Source organism: Streptomyces sp. NPDC051909 (assembly GCF_040681095.1).
Taxonomy (GTDB): Bacteria; Actinomycetota; Actinomycetes; order Streptomycetales; family Streptomycetaceae; genus Streptomyces.
In genome coordinates this window covers 185,820-200,783 of record NZ_JBFAYA010000014.1, presented here as the reverse complement: position 1 = coordinate 200,783, position 14,964 = coordinate 185,820, and the positions used below count along the sequence as shown (strand labels likewise).

Below are 14,964 nucleotides of genomic sequence, written 5' to 3'. Positions count from 1 at the left end.
GAGCGCCGATGGGCGGAGGTGGGAAGGGCCCGCGCAGAAGAATCTGACTAGGTGTCAGAAAACTATTGAAGTGACCTCGCGACTCCTGCAACCTGTTCCAGAAATGGCGGCGGGCGACGACGGGAGACATCCATGAGCGGCGGCACCGAACACCTCACCGTGCGGCGCGAGGGCGCCACACTCGTCCTCACCCTGAACCGGCCCGAGGCGAAGAACGCGCTCTCGCTGGCGATGCTGGTCGGCCTGTACGACGGCTGGCTCGCCGCCGACGCCGACGACACCGTCCGCTCCGTCGTCCTCACCGGCGCCGGCGGCTCGTTCTGCGCAGGCATGGACCTCAAGGCCCTCGCCGGGGACGGCATGGCGGGCGGCGACCGCCACCGGGACCGCATGAAGGCCGACCCCGACCTGCACTGGAAGGCGATGCTCCGCCACCACCGCCCGCGCAAACCCGTGATCGCCGCCGTCGAGGGCCACTGCGTGGCCGGCGGCACCGAGATCCTCCAGGGCACCGACATCCGGGTGGCCGGAGCCTCGGCCACCTTCGGCCTCTTCGAGGTCCGCCGCGGCCTCTTCCCGATCGGCGGCTCGACCGTCCGGCTGCCCCGCCAGATCCCCCGCACCCACGCCCTCGAAATGCTCCTCACGGGGCGCCCGTACACCGCGGAAGAGGCCGCGCGGATCGGGCTGATCGGACGGGTGGTGCCGGACGGTACGGCACTGGAGGCGGCCCTTGAGATCGCGGAGCGGATCAACGCGTGCGGGCCGCTGGCGGTGGAGGCGGTGAAGGCGTCGGTCTACGAGACCGCGGAGATGACGGAGACGGACGGCCTGGCGGCGGAGTTGAGGCGGGGGTGGCCGATCTTCGCGACGGCGGACGCGAAGGAGGGCGCGACGGCGTTCGCGGAGAAGCGCGCGCCGGTGTACAGGCGGGAGTGATCCTTCCCCACCCCACCCCGCCCCACCCCGCCCCGTCCCGTAACCGGGGGCTCTGCCCCCCCGGACCCCCGCGCCTCAATCGCCGACGGGGCTGGATTTGTTCCCCCCGTCCACCCAAGGAGCCCGCCCATGACCGTCACCCCACCGCCGGAGGCGCTCCGCGCCCCCCTCGTCGTCGAGTTCCCCTTCACCCGCTCCCTCGGCCCCGTCCAGTCCGCCTTCCTCACCGGCCTGCGCGAGCGCACCCTGCTCGGCGTGCGCACCGAGGCCGGGCGGATCCTCGTGCCACCGGTCGAGTACGACCCCGAGACCGCCGCCGAACTGCGCGAACTCGTCGCACTCGGCGACACCGGCACCGTCACCACCTGGGCCTGGAACCCCGAGCCCCGCCCCGGGCAGCCGCTCGACACCCCCTTCGCCTGGGTCCTGGTCCGACCCGACGGCGCCGACACCGCCCTTCTGCACGTCCTGGACGCGCCCGGCCCCGAGGCCGTCCGCACCGGCATGCGGGTCCGGATCCGCTGGGCCGCCGAACGCAGCGGCGCCATCACGGACATCGCGTGCTTCGAGCCGTACGATTCCACGTCCGCCGACAGCGCCCCCGAACCCCGCCCGCACGACGGCGTGTTCGCCGACCCCGTCACCGGCATCGTCACCCCCGCCCGGCTCGACTACGACCACACGCCCGGCCGCGCCCAGAGCGCCTGGCTGCGGTCCCTCGCCGAGCGCCGTACCGTCGGCGAACGCTGCCCCTCCTGTGCCGAGGTGTACGTGCCTCCCCGCGGCGCCTGCCCCACCTGCGGCGTCGCCACCACCGAGCGCGTCGAGGTCGGCCCGCGCGGCACCGTCACCACCTTCTGCATCGTCAACATCAAGGCGCGCACTCTCGACATCGAGGTGCCCTACGTCTACGCCCACATCGCCCTGGACGGTGCCGGCCTCGCCCTGCACGGCCGGATCGGCGGCATCCCGTACGACCAGGTCCGGATGGGCATGCGGGTCGAGCCGGTGTGGGCCGAGGGCGGCCGCTACCCCGACCACTACCGGCCCAGCGGCGAGCCGGACGCCGACTACGACACGTACAAGGAGCTGCTGTGAGCGCTGCTCGCCCGAGCCGGGAGGTGGCGATCGTCGCCTTCGCACAGACCGATCACCGTCGACGCACCGACGAACTCTCCGAAGTCGAGATGCTGATGCCCGTCCTCCACGAGGTGCTGCGGCAGACCGGCCTCAGGGCCTCCGACATCGGCTTCACCTGCTCCGGCTCCTCCGACTACCTCGCGGGCCGCGCCTTCTCCTTCACCATGGCGCTCGACGGCGTCGGCGCCTGGCCGCCGATCTCCGAGTCCCACGTCGAGGCGGACGGCGCCTGGGCACTGTACGAGGCCTGGGTCAAGCTGCTCACCGGCGAGACCGACACCGCCCTCGTCTACGCCTACGGCAAGTCCTCGCCCGGCTCCGTGCGCGACGTGCTCTCGCGCCAGCTCGACCCCTACTACGTCGCCCCGCTCTGGCCGGACTCGGTCGCCCTCGCGGCGCTCCAGGCCCGGGCCCTGTTCGACGCCGGCGACACCGACGAGCCCGGGCTCGCCGCGATCGCCGCCCGCAGCCGCGCGGACGCCGCCGCCAACCCGCACGCCCAGCTCCCCGGCACGCGCCCGCAGGGCCCGTACCAGGTCGCGCCGCTGCGCACCGGCGACTGCCCGCCGATCGGCGACGGCGCCGCGGCCGTCGTCCTGGCCGCCGGCGACCGGGCCCGTGAGCTGTGCGCCCGGCCCGCCTGGATCACCGGCATGGACCACCGCATCGAGGCCCACGCGCTCGGCGTCCGCGACCTCACCGACTCGCCCTCCACCCGACTCGCCGCAGAACGCGCCGGCGCCTTCGAAAGGCCCGTCGACACCGCCGAACTGCACGCGCCCTTCAGCTCCCAGGAGGTCGTGCTGCGCAAGGCCCTCGGCCTCGGCGACGAGGTCCGCGTCAGCCCCTCCGGCGGCGCGCTCGCCGCCAACCCGGTGATGGCCGCCGGCCTGATCCGGCTCGGCGAGGCCGCCGCCCGCATCCACCGCGGAGAGTCCGACCGCGCTCTCGCCCACGCCACCTCCGGCCCCTGCCTCCAGCAGAACCTGGTCGCCGTACTCGAAGGGGACTCGCATGCCTAAGGAACCGGTGGCCGTCGTCGGCGTCGGCCAGACCAAGCACGTGGCCGCCCGCCACGACGTCTCGATCGCCGGCCTGGTGCGCGAGGCCGCCCTCCGCGCGCTCGCGGACGCCGAACTGACCTGGGCGGACATCGACGCCGTCGTCATCGGCAAGGCCCCCGACTTCTTCGAGGGCGTGATGATGCCGGAGCTGTACCTCGCCGACGCGCTCGGCGCGGTCGGCAAACCCGTGCTCCGCGTGCACACGGCCGGCTCGGTCGGCGGCTCCACCGCCCTGGTCGCCGCCAACCTGGTGGCCGCCCGGGTGCACCGCACCGTCCTCACCCTCTCCTTCGAGAAGCAGTCCGAGTCCAACGCCATGTGGGGCCTGTCGCTGCCCGTGCCCTTCCAGCAGCCGCTGCTCGCCGGCGCCGGCGGCTTCTTCGCCCCGCACGTGCGCGCCTACATGCGGCGCACCGGCGCCCCCGACACGATCGGCTCCCTCGTCGCGTACAAGGACCGCCGCAACGCGCTGAAGAACCCCTACGCCCACCTCCACGAGCACGACATCACCCTGGAGAAGGTGCAGGCGTCCCCGATGCTGTGGGACCCGATCCGCTACTCCGAGACCTGCCCGTCCTCCGACGGCGCGTGCGCGATGGTCCTCACCGACCGGACCGGCGCGGCCCGTTCGCCCCACCGGCCGGCCTGGATGCTCGGCGGCGCGATGCGCAGCGAACCGACCCTGTTCGCGGGCAAGGACTTCGTCTCCCCGCGGGCCGGCCGGGACTGCGCCGCCGACGTCTACCGGCAGGCCGGGATCACCGACCCGCGCCGCCAGATCGACGCCGTCGAGATGTACGTGCCGTTCTCCTGGTACGAGCCGATGTGGCTGGAGAACCTGGGCTTCGCCGAGGAGGGCGAGGGCTGGAAGCTCACCGAGGCCGGGGTCACCGAGCTCGACGGCGACCTGCCGGTGAACCCCTCGGGCGGCGTCCTCTCCACCAACCCCATCGGCGCCTCCGGCATGATCCGCTTCGCGGAGGCCGCCCTCCAGGTACGCGGCCGGGCCGGCGAACACCAGGTCGAGGGGGCGCGCACGGCGCTCGGCCACGCGTACGGCGGGGGCGCGCAGTTCTTCTCCATGTGGCTCGTCGGAGACCGGCCCCCCACCGTCTGAGGGGTGTCGGCGGTCCGGGCCGGTCGCTACGCTGAGGCCCCGACCAGCCGCACAGCGTGACGCGGGGAACGCGAGAGGAGCACGGACGTGGCGGACAGCACCATCACCGGCCCCATCACCCGGCGTGGGCTCACCCAGCGGGGGCTCACCGGGCATGACCTGCCGGACCTCGATCTGGCGGGAGCGGACTGGCGCTCCGGCAGCCACGGCGTGGGCGACGTCCAGATCGCGTTCGTGGAGGGCTTCATCGCCATGCGCAACGGGCGTCTGCCGGAGGGCCCGTCGGTCGTCTTCACCCCGGCCGAGTGGCGCGCCTTCGTGGTGAACGCGCGTGACGGAGAGTTCGACCTCACCTGAACCGACCCGGGGGCGCGGCCTCGCGCCGGTGTGGTGTCGCGGGGGCGCGCGGGCCCCGTGCACGCCGCGCCCGTGAGCTGCGCGAACCCGGCCGAGGGCGGAGGCCGTTGATCACGCTCGGGCCGGAATCGCGCATCCCCCACAATCCCGCCCCCTCGGGGCGCATCCCCGCGTACGCTGGGCCTTTGATGGGGCCACCGCCCCGGACGCACCCCCTGTGCGCCGGGCGTGCGCCCCCGGCGTGGGGGTGGACGATGGCAGCACACACCGGCGGACGAGCCGGCCGGGGCTTCGGCCTCTTCGAGCGCGAGGCCGAACTCGCCGCGGCGGAAGAGGCGTTGAACCAGCTCGTCGGGCACGGCACCGACGGTGCGGCCCCGGGACCGGCGGGAGCCGGCGGCTTCCTCGGTGTGCCCGAAGCCGGTGTCGCGGCCCGCCCCGGCGAGCGCCCCGACCGTGTCCCCAGGCCCCGGCACGCCCTCACCCCTCCGACACTTCGCCTGGTCAAGGGCTCGACTGGAGCCGACCCCGCCGCCACCGACGCGACCGCCACCCCCGACCAGGGTCCCGGTCCCGTCCACGGCCCCGTCGGCCGCACCGTCCGCCGGGGCGGCGTCCTCGCCTACGCCGCGCCCGCCGGCCTCGGCAAGACCACGCTGCTCGCGGAGATCCGCCGCCGCGCCGCGGCCAAGGGCTGCACCGTGCTGTCCGCACGCGGCGGCGACCAGGAACAGCGGGTCGCCTTCCACGTCGCCCGCCAGCTCCTCCAGCCCCAGCTGGCCGCCGCCTCCCGCACCGAACTCCGGGAACGCCTCGGCGGCTGGTACGACATCGTCGGCCCCGCCCTCGGCCTGTGCACCGCCGCCGAGGGCGCCCCGCCGGACCCGCAGGGCCTGCGCGACGGACTCGACTGGGTGCTCACCCACCTGGCTGTGCGCCGCGCCCCGCTCGTGGTCTTCCTCGACGACGCGCACTGGGCCGACCCCGAGTCCCTCGGCTGGCTCTCCGCCTTCTCCCCGCGCGCCGAGGAGCTCCCCATGCTCCTCGTCGTCGCCTATCGGCCGGACGAACTCCCCGACACCGGGGACGAGTTCACCGGTCGCCGGTCCGGGCAGCGCCCGCTCGGCCTGGAACCCCTCACCTCCGGCGCCATCGCCCGCCTGGTCCGCGACCGGGTCGGCACCCACGCCGACGACGCCTTCTGCCAGGAATGCTGGGAAGTCACCTCCGGCAACCCCTTCGAGGCCGTCGAGCTCGCCGCCCGTATCCGCGACCGCGGCCTGGAACCCGTCGCCGACCGGGCCCACGCCCTGCGCGACCTCGCCGCCGCCGTCAAGGGCAGCGGACTGATCGCCCAGATCGAGCGCCTTGGCACCGCCACCGTCCGGCTCGCCTGGGCCTGCGCCGTCCTCGGCACCGAGATCTCCCCACAGCTCGCCGGCGCCGTCGCGGGACTCGGCGGCGAGGACGTCGCCCGCAGCGCCACCCTGCTGCGCCAGGCCCGCGTGCTCGCCGAACCCGTCGACAGCGAGTCCGACGCCCTCGAATTCGTCCACCCGCTCATCGCCTCCGCCGTCTACGACGCCATCCCGGCCGCCACCCGCGTCGCCCTCCACGGCCAGGCCGCCTGGTGCGTCGTCGACGCCGGACTCGGCCCCACCGCCGCCGCCCGCCACCTCGTCGAGACCCACCCCGAGAGCGACCCCTGGGTGGTGCAGCACCTGCGCGCCGCCGCCCAGGAGACCCTGCGGGCCGGCGCGCCCGACACCGCCCGCCGCTATCTCGTCCGCGCCCTGCGCGAACCCCCGGACTACGACGAGCGCGCGGCCGTGCTCTTCGAGCTCGGCTGCGCCTCGCTGCTCACCGAACCCGCGACCACCGTCAACCACCTGCGCGCCGCCCTGGAGGAGCCGGTCGCCGACCCCGCCCTGCGGCACGGCATCGTCTACCGCCTGGCCCAGGTCCTCGCCCACAGCGACCGCCTCGTCGAGGCCTCCGAACTGCTCGAACGCGAGTCCCGGCAGCAGACCACCGACGCCCGCAGCCGGCTGCGCATGCAGGCCGAGAAGTTCCTGTGGGACGCCCTGCGCGCCGACGAACCCGAGTCGCCCGCCCGCTCCCGGCGCCTCGCCACGCTCGCCGACCGGCTCAGCGGCCGCGATCTCACCGAGCGCTACATCATCGGCCTGCGCGCCTGGGACGCCACCCTGCGCGCCGAACCCGCCACCCTCGCCCTCCGCCACGCCGAGCGCGCCCTCGAAGGCGGCCTCAGCTGGGCCGACGAGAGCCGCAACTTCGAGGTCCCGGTCCTCGTCGCCCTGCTCCACCTGTACGCCGACCGGCCCGGCCGCGCCGAGGAGCTGTTCGCCGCCGGGACCGCCGAGTTCGAGAAGCAGGGCTGGCGCGGCGCCCACCTGGCCTTCGCGTACACCCTCATCGGGTACATCCGCTTCCGGCGCGGCCGGCTCATGGAGGCCGAGGACTTCGCCCGCGCCGGACTCCGGCTCGCCGAGCGCGTCGGCCCGCGCACCCCCGCCCTCTGGTACGCGACCGGAGTCATGATCGAGATCCTGCTCGCCCGCGGCCGCACGGACGAGGCCGAGCGGGTCGCCCGCGAGCACGACTTCGGCGACCCCTTCCCCAACGCCGTCACCATCCCCGACTGCGAGACCGTCCACGCCGAGCTGCTGCTCGCCACCGGCCGCACCGAGGAGGCCCTCGGCGCACTGTCCGCCGTCGGCCAGCGCCTCGACCCGCGCGGCAAGCGCAACCCCTCCTGCTGCCCCTGGCAGCTCCACCTCGCCCTGGCCCAGGCCCCGACCTCCCCGGCCCGGGCCCTCGCGACGGCCCAGGAGGCCGTCGCCCGGGCCCGCCAGTACGGCGCGCCCTCCGCGATCGGCCAGGCGCTCCGGGTGAACGCCGAGGTCTCCGAGGGCGCCCTGCGGATCAAGCTCCTGGAGGAGTCCGTCGACTGGCTCGACCAGTCCCCGGCCGCCTACGAGCTGGCCCGCTCCCTCGTCGCCCTCGGAGCCGCCCTGCGCCGCACCGAACGCCACGCCGAAGCCGCCGAGCACCTCTACCGTGGCCTGGAGACCGCCCAGACCTGCGGCGCCGACGGTCTCGTCGAGGAGGCCCGCGCCGAGCTGGCGGCCGCCGGGCTGCGCCCCCGGGCGCTGCGCACCACCGACACCGACGCGCTCACCGCCCGTGAGCGGGCCGCGGCCGAGGCCACCCTCGCCGGGAAGGACCCGGCCGCCGCCGTCGGCGTCGACCGCACCACCGCCACCCGGCTGCTCTCCGCCGTCTACCGCAAGCTCGGCACCGACCGGGCCGGTCTGGAGGGCGCGCTGCGCGCGAAGCGGGTCACCGGCCCGTGACCCCGGCCCCGGCGCGCCGCGACGCGCGCCGGGACACGTACCATGGCGGTATGTCCTTCCTCCGCCGCAGCGCCGCCACACCCGCGGGCCCGGACTTCGACGTCCTGGCCATGGACCCCGGGGACTGGCCCGGCAATCTCGGCGCCGGTCTGCTCCCGGCCCCCGACGGCAGCTGCCAGGGTGTGTTCCTGCGCTACGACCTGTTCGGCGGCCGCGGCCCCGCGATGATCATCGGCAACCTGCCGGAGGGCTCGCCGGCCCGCGAGCTCGCCGACGGGCAGGTCCCCTTCGAGGTGGCCCAGCTGCTCGCCGCCCTGGAGAACGACGAGCCGGTCGAGGTGCAGGGCCGCGAGGACCTGCCGGTCATGCAGGGCGACAACCTGCTGATCGTGCGCCGCCTCAAACTCTCCGAGAGCCGCATCTCCTGTGTGCAGTTCGACCGCAGCGACAACGTCCTGGTCACCATCGCCAGTTGGGACCGGCCCATCACCGACGACCTGTACGCGCTCCTCAAGCCGCTGCCCGCCGAACTGTTCCAGCAGGGCTGACGGGGAAGGCGGGGGCCGATGAGCGCGGTGCGCGTCGACAGCTGGATCTGGGCCGTGCGGCTCACCAAGACCCGTTCCCAGGCCGCCGCGGCCTGCCGCGCCGGCCACGTCAAGGTCAACGGCGAGCGCGCCAAGCCCGCCCAGGCCGTCAAGCCCGGCGACGAGGTACGGGTCTTCCACGGCGGGCGGCAGCGGATCGTCGAGGTGAAACAGCTGCTCACCAAGCGGGTCGGTCCGCCGGCCGCCGCCGAGGCCTATGTGGACAACAGCCCGCCCCCGCCGCCCCGCGAGCACGTCGCCGTGGCCGCCGTCCGTGACCGGGGCGCCGGCCGCCCCACCAAGCGCGACCGCCGCGACCTCGACCGGCTGCGCGGACTTCAGCCCTGATCCCTCGTCGACGCTCCCGCGTCGATCCCTGCGGGCCGCCCCCGGAGCCTCCGGAGGCGGCCCGCAAGGCTATCGGGCCTGGCCCGCCGGCGCGCCGAACAGCGTCGCGAGCCGCGCCGAGCCGGTGCCGAGCCCCTGCGGGCCGCGCCGCGCCAGCGTCGTACCGGCGCCGCGGTGCACGTCGTCCGCCCCGTACCGCCGGACGCTGCGATGCCAGTTCAGGACGGCCGCCAGCCAGTCCTCCAGCTCCCGCAGATACGCCTCGAAGGCCGCCCGGCCGGTCGCGTCAAGCCCGAAGTCGGCGTACAGCAGCGGCACTTCGTGCCTCTTCACATGCTCGTACTGGCTCAGCCGCCCGCGCATCAGGTCGTCCACCATGCGCACCGCCGTCGGATAGTCGCAGCCGAAGAAGGTCTGCGCCACGAGCACCAGATTGTGCAGTTCGCCCTCGACCTCGATCTCCTTCTGGTACGAGAACAGATCGTTGACCATCGCGCCGTAGTCCATGACGGAGCCCTCCAGGGCCCGCACGGTGCCGGTCCGGAAGATCTCCGGCGGCAGCGTCCCGGACCGGCGCAAGCGGCTGAGCAGCATGGTCAGTTCGGAGCCGAAGGTGCCGCGACGCATCTCGATGTAGTCGACCGGGTCCGGCACGCGGTGCTGGGCCACGTTGAACAGCTCCCACAGCCAGCTGTCCAGCATCGCCTCAAGGGCCCCGCGCAGGCCCGCCCGGCCCGCCTCGTCCATCGGTGCGATGGTGCGCGCCCAGAGGTCGGCGAGCGCCTGCTCCAGCGGATGGTGCGCGGAGGGTGTCGCCGCCGAACCGGCCTGCTGGAGCAGGGCTTTGAGCCGGTCCGTCTGCTCCTTGGCGCCCGGCAGATTGCGGGGGCGGCCGAAGACGATCGGGTAGTAGTCGTCCGCGTACGTACCCCAGGTCAGCCAGCCGGTCGCGAGCTCCAGCTCCTCGGGGGAGGCGCCCGGGGCGATGCCCGCCGCGCACAGCGCGAAGTCGAAGCCGTCCAGCATCCGCCGGTCCCAGATGTCGTCGAGCAGCCCCATCCGCTCCGCCCACTCCTCCGAGCGGCGCTTGGCCTCGGCGTGGTGCGGACTGAGCGTCAGGGGGTACGGCAGGTCGAACGCGGGGAGCAGAGAGGGCCCCACCTTCTGGTGCGGCACATGAGTGAGCGCGCGCGCCCGGCTCCGTGCCGGCCGGCCGATCACGTTCCTGATGTCGAGGGCGGAGGTGCCGAGCCCGACGTTCTGTGAACCGCCGCTCACCAGACCCTCGTTCATATAGCGGCTGGACCGCAGGTGCCACTCGTGCCCGCCGGACTGCCAGTCCTGGAGACCCTTGGTGTACGCGGCGATCGCCGCCGCCTCCGCCGGGCCGAGGCCCTGCTCCACGCACAGCGCGGGCACCTCGGTGAGCGCCGTGTTCTCGAACTGTTGGAGGCGCGAGGTCAGCAGGTCGTTGACGGCGTCGGCCGCCTCCTGCGTCGTACAGCCGAGGAACCTCTCCAGGACCAGGACGCCGTTGCTGTTCTCGCCCTCGTCCTCGACCTCCCGCTGGTACGAGAAGAGGTCGTTGCGCAGATGCACCGCGTCCGAGAAGGCGTCCCGCAGCACCCGCAACGGGCGTGCGTCCGCCACCTGTTCGGGCACCTCGGCGCCCGCCGCGTACTCGACGAGCCCCGCCGACCAGGGCGCGCCGCCCACCTTGCGGCGCATCTCGATGTACTCGACCGGATTCGCGATCCGGCCCTCGGTGATGTTGTCGAGCTCCCACAGCGACTCGTAGAGGAGCGCCTCGGTGGCCTCGGCGAACCGCACCCGCCATTCCTCCGACATCGCCGGCACCGTGCGCCGCCACAGATCGGCGAGGCCCGCCTCCACCGGATTGGCCGGCTCGGGCATGCCGGCCGCCGGATCGGCCGGCATGAACAGCGGCAGCCGGTCCAGATAGGCCTTGCCGGCCGGCCGGTTCGGGGTGCGCTTGAACACCTCCAGGAAGTGGTCGTCGAAGAAGAACACCCACGTGTACCAGTCGGTCACCAGGGACAGCGCCTCCGCGTCGCAGTCCGGGTGCGTGTACGAGCAGAGCAGCGCGTAGTCGTGCGCCTGGAGGTCCGCCTCCTCCCAGATGCCGGAGCCCTCCAGCATCCCCATCTCCCGCGCCCACGCGCAGGTGTGCGCACGGGCCGTCTCCAGATGGGGATTGAGCCGGGCCGGATACGGAACATAGAAGTCCGGCAGAACGAAGGGCTGAGCCATGCCAGGGAGGCCTTTCGGTGAGCGTCGGGCGGGCGTCCGGCCGAGCACTACCCCTCGGTCGGCGGCCCCACGCAAGCACCGGAACAGTCATATGAACGCCATGAGGTGCCGGCCGGACCGCGCCCCACCACGCGGTCCGCCGGCACCCGTCGGTTTTCGGCCCGGCTCCCTCAGTCCTGGGAAACCCGCACGTCAGCGGCCTTCACAAAGGCCACCCGATGGCCGAACTGGATCTCGTAGTACTCCTCTTGACCGCGCACCACCGCATGGCCCGTTGTGTCGAACGTCGGAGCGAAGAGGTACTCGCCCGGGGTACGGTCCCCGACCACGTACCGCTGCCCCGCGAGCAGCGCGTACGGCAGTGGCGTCACCGCCTGCACCGGAACCCCCACCGGATACGCCGAGGCCTCCGGATACGCCCTCCCGTACACCGGCACCGACGCCAGACCCTCCCTCGGCGTCAGGACGAGCCCCCGCGCGTTCACCGCCGTCGGCTCGTGCTTCGGATTGTGGAACCACGCCTTCTGCCCGAGGTACCAGATCGCCGTCCAGTCGCCCCGCCGCTCCGCCACCGCGAAGCTCTGGCCGGTCGAGGCCCGCGCCCCGGTGTCGTTCACCCCGGTCGTCGAATCCTGCCCGCCCGGCCGCAGCCCGATGTCCTTCACCAGCGGCGCGTCGGCGCTCGGCGCGGTGTGCAGGCGCACCGCCCCGCTCCCGTGCGGCGCGCACGCCTGTCCGGCCGCCCCGCAGCCCGTGTACACCGGCTGGTGCGACGCGTAGTCCGGGCGGATCGTCACCACCCCGGCGTCCGGCCCCGCGCTCGGCGTGATCGGCCGGCCGAGCAGCTGGAAGTAGTGCGCCCAGTCCCAGTACGGACCCGGGTCCGTGTGCATCCCCTTGATGCTCGACGGCACCGTCCCCGGCACGTTGTCATGGCCCAGGATGTGCTGCCGGTCCAGCGGGATGCCGAAGCGCTGCGCCAGATGACGCACCAGGCGCGCCGAGGACCGGTACATCGCCTCCGTGTACCAGGAGTCCGGAGACGTCAGGAAACCCTCGTGCTCCAGACCCACCGACTTGGCGTTCACGAACCAGTTGCCCGCGTGCCAGCCCACGTCCTTCAGCGCCAGGTGCTGCGCCACATGCCCGTCCGAGGACCGCAGCGAGTACTGCCAGGACACGTACGTCGGGTCCTGCACCAGCTTCAGGGTGGTGTCCCAGTCCGCCTCGGTGTCGTGGACGACGATGTAGTCGACCGACTGGGACACCGGCCGGTCCGCCTTGTCGTGGTTGCCGTAGTCCCCGTCGCCGAACTCCTCGTACGGCGCCGGCACCCACTCGCAGGCCACCGTCTCCGGGCACTCCACCGGACCCTTCGCGGCGTCCCGGAGCCCCAGCGCGGCCAGCTGCCCGGTGGCCGGGGTCACCGCCGGATCGGCCGCCAGCGTCACCCGCTGCCCCGCATCCGTGGTCCGCGACTCGCCGCCGCGGATCACGTCGTAGACGTCGTTCGCGTACGCCGCGGCCGTCGCCGTGTCGTCCGCGCCCGAAGAGCGCGCCACCGCCCCGTACCAGTCGGCCGGGTCCGCGCTCGCCGGCAGCCCCGCCGCCCGCTGCGCCTCCGCGAGCAGCGCCGCGCCACCGTCGATGTTCGCCGCCGTGCTCGTGCGCAGCTCGGCCGCGGTGTGCCCGGACAACCGCGCCGCCCGGTCGAGCGTCCGCAGCCGCGCCGGCGGCTCACCGGCCCAGGGAGGGGCCTCGGACTCGACTCCGGCTCCGGTCCGGGGCATCCGCGCGTCGTCACCGCGCGCGTCCTCCGTACCGTCCGCGTGGTGCGGTGCCGAGGCCAGCGCGGTCACCGCGTCCGTCAGATGCATCGGGCCGTAGCCCCCGGTCACGCTCGGCGCGCCGCCGTGCGCGTCCCAGCGCGACTGCAGATACGACACGGCGAGCAGCACGCTCTGCGGTACGTGATGCCGCTCGGCGGCCACCGCGAACTGACGTTGCAGCGAACCCGGTTCGGGATCGTCGGCGGTGGCCGACGGCACCTGGGCGAGCAGCGGCAGCAGCAGGACGACGGGCGCGGCACGTCTGAGGGACGCGGAACGGAGCAAGGCAGCCTCCAGCGACAGGGGGGAACGGGGGCGTGCGGAACCGAACCCGTACAGGGGTAGCGGTTTCCGGACGCCCCGTCAATCACCTGTCCACATCGGCGATTTCCCAGGTCGGAGCGGCTGCACGGCCGACGGGACGGAGTTTCGCCCGGGCGGCCCGCCCGCCTGCGACGCGTCACTGGTGTGGACCACTGGGGGCGCCGCGCCGGACGTGCGGGACCCGTGGAAATCGACCGGCGCGAACCGACCGGCGGAGAACTCGAAGCGCCGCGTCCCGGTGTGTCGGCACCGGGCACGCGGCGCGCCACCCCCGTACTGCGTCGGACCGCTTCGCTAACGCGTCCCGACCGCCGCGCGCACGGCCCGCCGTGCCATGGCGCAGTCGTCGTGCAGCCGCCGCAGCAGCAGCCGCTGCTCCTCGCCGGGCGAGACCGTCCCGGCCGGCACCGGCACCGAACCCGCCGGCGGCGCCTCCTTGATCGTGCGCTGCACCGCCGTCTCGTACGTCCGGATCTCCCGGGTCAGCACGATCATCAGGTTCACCAGGAACGCGTCCCGCGCCGCCGGACCCGCCTGCTGCGCGAGCTGGCTGATCTGCCGACGGGCCAGGGGAGCGTCCCCGAGCACCGCCCACAGTGTGGCCAGGTCGTACCCCGGCAGGTACCAGCCCGCGTGCTCCCAGTCCACGAGCACCGGACCCGCCGGCGAGAGCAGGATGTTCGAGAGCAGCGCGTCACCGTGACAGAACTGGCCCATGCCCTGCCGTCCGCCCGCGTGCGCGAGACCGTGCAGCAGCTTCTGCAGGTCGTCCCGGTCCCTGTCGGTGAAGAGGCCCAGCTCGTGGAAGCGCGCGACCCGCGCCCCGTAGTCGAGCGGCGCGTCGAACGTCCCGGCCGGCGGCCGCCAGGCGTTCAGCCGGGCGATCGCGCCGAGCGCGGCCCGCAGGTCCGCCCGCGGCGGCGCCTCCAGGGGGTGGCGCGTCAGTGCCGCCGCCCGTCCGGGCATCCGCTCGATCACCAGGGTGCAGTTCTCCGGGTCCGCCGCGATCAGCCGGGGCGCCCGCACAGGCGGACGGTGCCGGACGAACGAGCGGTAAGCAGCTATTTCGTGGCGGAACCGCTCGACCCACGCGGGCGAGTGGTCCAGTAAACACTTCGCGACCGCGGTCATCCGGCCGGTCGTCCCGACGATGAGGACGGACCGGCTGCTGCGCCGCAGTACCTGCACCGGGTTGAACTCCGGGCAGATCCGGTGGACGGACGCGATGGCCATGCGCAGCTGGGCACCCTGGGGGCCGGACAGGTCGATCCGCCCGCTGGGCGGCTGAACGGTGCTGCCCGCCCAGCGCCTCGGCCGCACCGCTCCCTGGACGGGAGCCGGGGCGAGATACGGTCCGGAACCGGCCTGGAGGGTGCGGTGCAGCGGCCGGGGCGGAGCGGACACGGAGGACGATGCTGTGTACATGGAGGAGACAGATCCCTTCGTGTGCCGACGAGTTGCGTGCGTCGCCCCGCCCGCCCGAACGGTCCGCACCCTGGGGAAAATGAGGGCCGGTCGACGGGGCGGGGTGGCGCGTTCCTACCTGACACCCCCCTGCGGGTGGCGGAACATCGAGCGCACCATGGCGAACCCTGGCGAATTGTCGCCAGG

At 73.9% G+C, this 14,964-nt stretch carries 11 protein-coding genes; 8 read left to right on the top strand and 3 right to left on the bottom strand.

Annotated elements, in window-relative coordinates; all coding sequences use genetic code 11:
- Positions 1-132 precede the first annotated feature (132 nt).
- The 8 genes from AB0M18_RS23220 (at position 133) to AB0M18_RS23185 (ending at position 8,929) form a co-directional block, all read left to right on the top strand.
- Entirely contained in the window at positions 133-939 is an 807-nt protein-coding gene (locus tag AB0M18_RS23220; RefSeq protein WP_365760953.1) for a crotonase/enoyl-CoA hydratase family protein, read from the top strand.
- A 129-nt stretch (positions 940-1,068) separates the two neighbouring features.
- Entirely contained in the window at positions 1,069-2,037 is a 969-nt protein-coding gene (locus AB0M18_RS23215) for an OB-fold domain-containing protein (protein ID WP_365760951.1), read from the top strand.
- A complete protein-coding gene (locus tag AB0M18_RS23210) occupies positions 2,034-3,101 on the top strand; it encodes a thiolase domain-containing protein (RefSeq protein WP_365760949.1) in 1,068 nt (355 codons plus the stop codon). The genes AB0M18_RS23215 and AB0M18_RS23210 overlap by 4 nt, the downstream gene beginning before the upstream one ends.
- Positions 3,094-4,260 carry a thiolase domain-containing protein gene (locus tag AB0M18_RS23205; RefSeq protein ID WP_365760947.1) on the top strand — a complete coding sequence of 389 codons (1,167 nt, stop codon included), beginning with the start codon at positions 3,094-3,096 and terminating at the stop codon, positions 4,258-4,260. Before AB0M18_RS23210 ends, AB0M18_RS23205 begins: the two co-directional genes overlap by 8 nt.
- 114 nt (positions 4,261-4,374) lie before the next feature.
- Positions 4,375-4,617: a DUF397 domain-containing protein gene (locus AB0M18_RS23200; protein ID WP_365761019.1), complete on the top strand. Its 243-nt coding sequence runs from the start codon at positions 4,375-4,377 to the stop codon at positions 4,615-4,617.
- 254 nt (positions 4,618-4,871) lie between these two features.
- Positions 4,872-7,994 carry an AAA family ATPase gene (locus AB0M18_RS23195; RefSeq protein ID WP_365760945.1) on the top strand — a complete coding sequence of 1,041 codons (3,123 nt, stop codon included), beginning with the start codon at positions 4,872-4,874 and terminating at the stop codon, positions 7,992-7,994.
- Between the two features lie 50 nt (positions 7,995-8,044).
- Positions 8,045-8,542, top strand: a complete 498-nt coding sequence (locus AB0M18_RS23190) for a hypothetical protein (protein ID WP_365760943.1) — start codon at positions 8,045-8,047, stop codon at positions 8,540-8,542.
- A gap of 18 nt (positions 8,543-8,560) precedes the next feature.
- Positions 8,561-8,929, top strand: coding sequence for an RNA-binding S4 domain-containing protein (locus tag AB0M18_RS23185; protein WP_365760941.1), 369 nt, complete (start codon positions 8,561-8,563; stop codon positions 8,927-8,929).
- A 69-nt stretch (positions 8,930-8,998) separates the two neighbouring features.
- Here AB0M18_RS23185 and AB0M18_RS23180 read toward each other — a convergent pair whose 3' ends face one another.
- From AB0M18_RS23180 to AB0M18_RS23170, 3 genes are all read right to left on the bottom strand, one after another.
- Positions 8,999-11,200: a germacradienol/geosmin synthase gene (locus AB0M18_RS23180; protein ID WP_365760939.1), complete on the bottom strand. Its 2,202-nt coding sequence runs from the start codon at positions 11,198-11,200 to the stop codon at positions 8,999-9,001.
- Between the two features lie 170 nt (positions 11,201-11,370).
- Complete coding sequence (locus AB0M18_RS23175; RefSeq protein ID WP_365760937.1) at positions 11,371-13,314, bottom strand: peptidoglycan recognition family protein; 1,944 nt, start codon at positions 13,312-13,314, stop codon at positions 11,371-11,373.
- Positions 13,315-13,647: 333 nt separating this feature from the next.
- Positions 13,648-14,778 (bottom strand): aminoglycoside phosphotransferase family protein, encoded by a 1,131-nt coding sequence (locus AB0M18_RS23170; protein WP_365760935.1) that lies wholly within the window; start codon positions 14,776-14,778, stop codon positions 13,648-13,650.
- Between the last annotated feature and the right edge of the window lie 186 nt (positions 14,779-14,964).

What these genes read in the sequence shown, in the direction of transcription:
- AB0M18_RS23190 (WP_365760943.1), top strand. Translation starts at nt 8,045, where the DNA reads ATGTCCTTCCTCCGCCGCAGCGCCGCCACACCCGCGGGCCCGGACTTC.
- AB0M18_RS23220 (WP_365760953.1), top strand. Translation starts at nt 133, where the DNA reads ATGAGCGGCGGCACCGAACACCTCACCGTGCGGCGCGAGGGCGCCACA.
- AB0M18_RS23205 (WP_365760947.1), top strand. Translation starts at nt 3,094, where the DNA reads ATGCCTAAGGAACCGGTGGCCGTCGTCGGCGTCGGCCAGACCAAGCAC.
- AB0M18_RS23185 (WP_365760941.1), top strand. Translation starts at nt 8,561, where the DNA reads ATGAGCGCGGTGCGCGTCGACAGCTGGATCTGGGCCGTGCGGCTCACC.
- AB0M18_RS23170 (WP_365760935.1), bottom strand. Translation starts at nt 14,778, where the DNA reads ATGTACACAGCATCGTCCTCCGTGTCCGCTCCGCCCCGGCCGCTGCAC.
- AB0M18_RS23195 (WP_365760945.1), top strand. Translation starts at nt 4,872, where the DNA reads ATGGCAGCACACACCGGCGGACGAGCCGGCCGGGGCTTCGGCCTCTTC.
- AB0M18_RS23180 (WP_365760939.1), bottom strand. Translation starts at nt 11,200, where the DNA reads ATGGCTCAGCCCTTCGTTCTGCCGGACTTCTATGTTCCGTATCCGGCC.
- AB0M18_RS23215 (WP_365760951.1), top strand. Translation starts at nt 1,069, where the DNA reads ATGACCGTCACCCCACCGCCGGAGGCGCTCCGCGCCCCCCTCGTCGTC.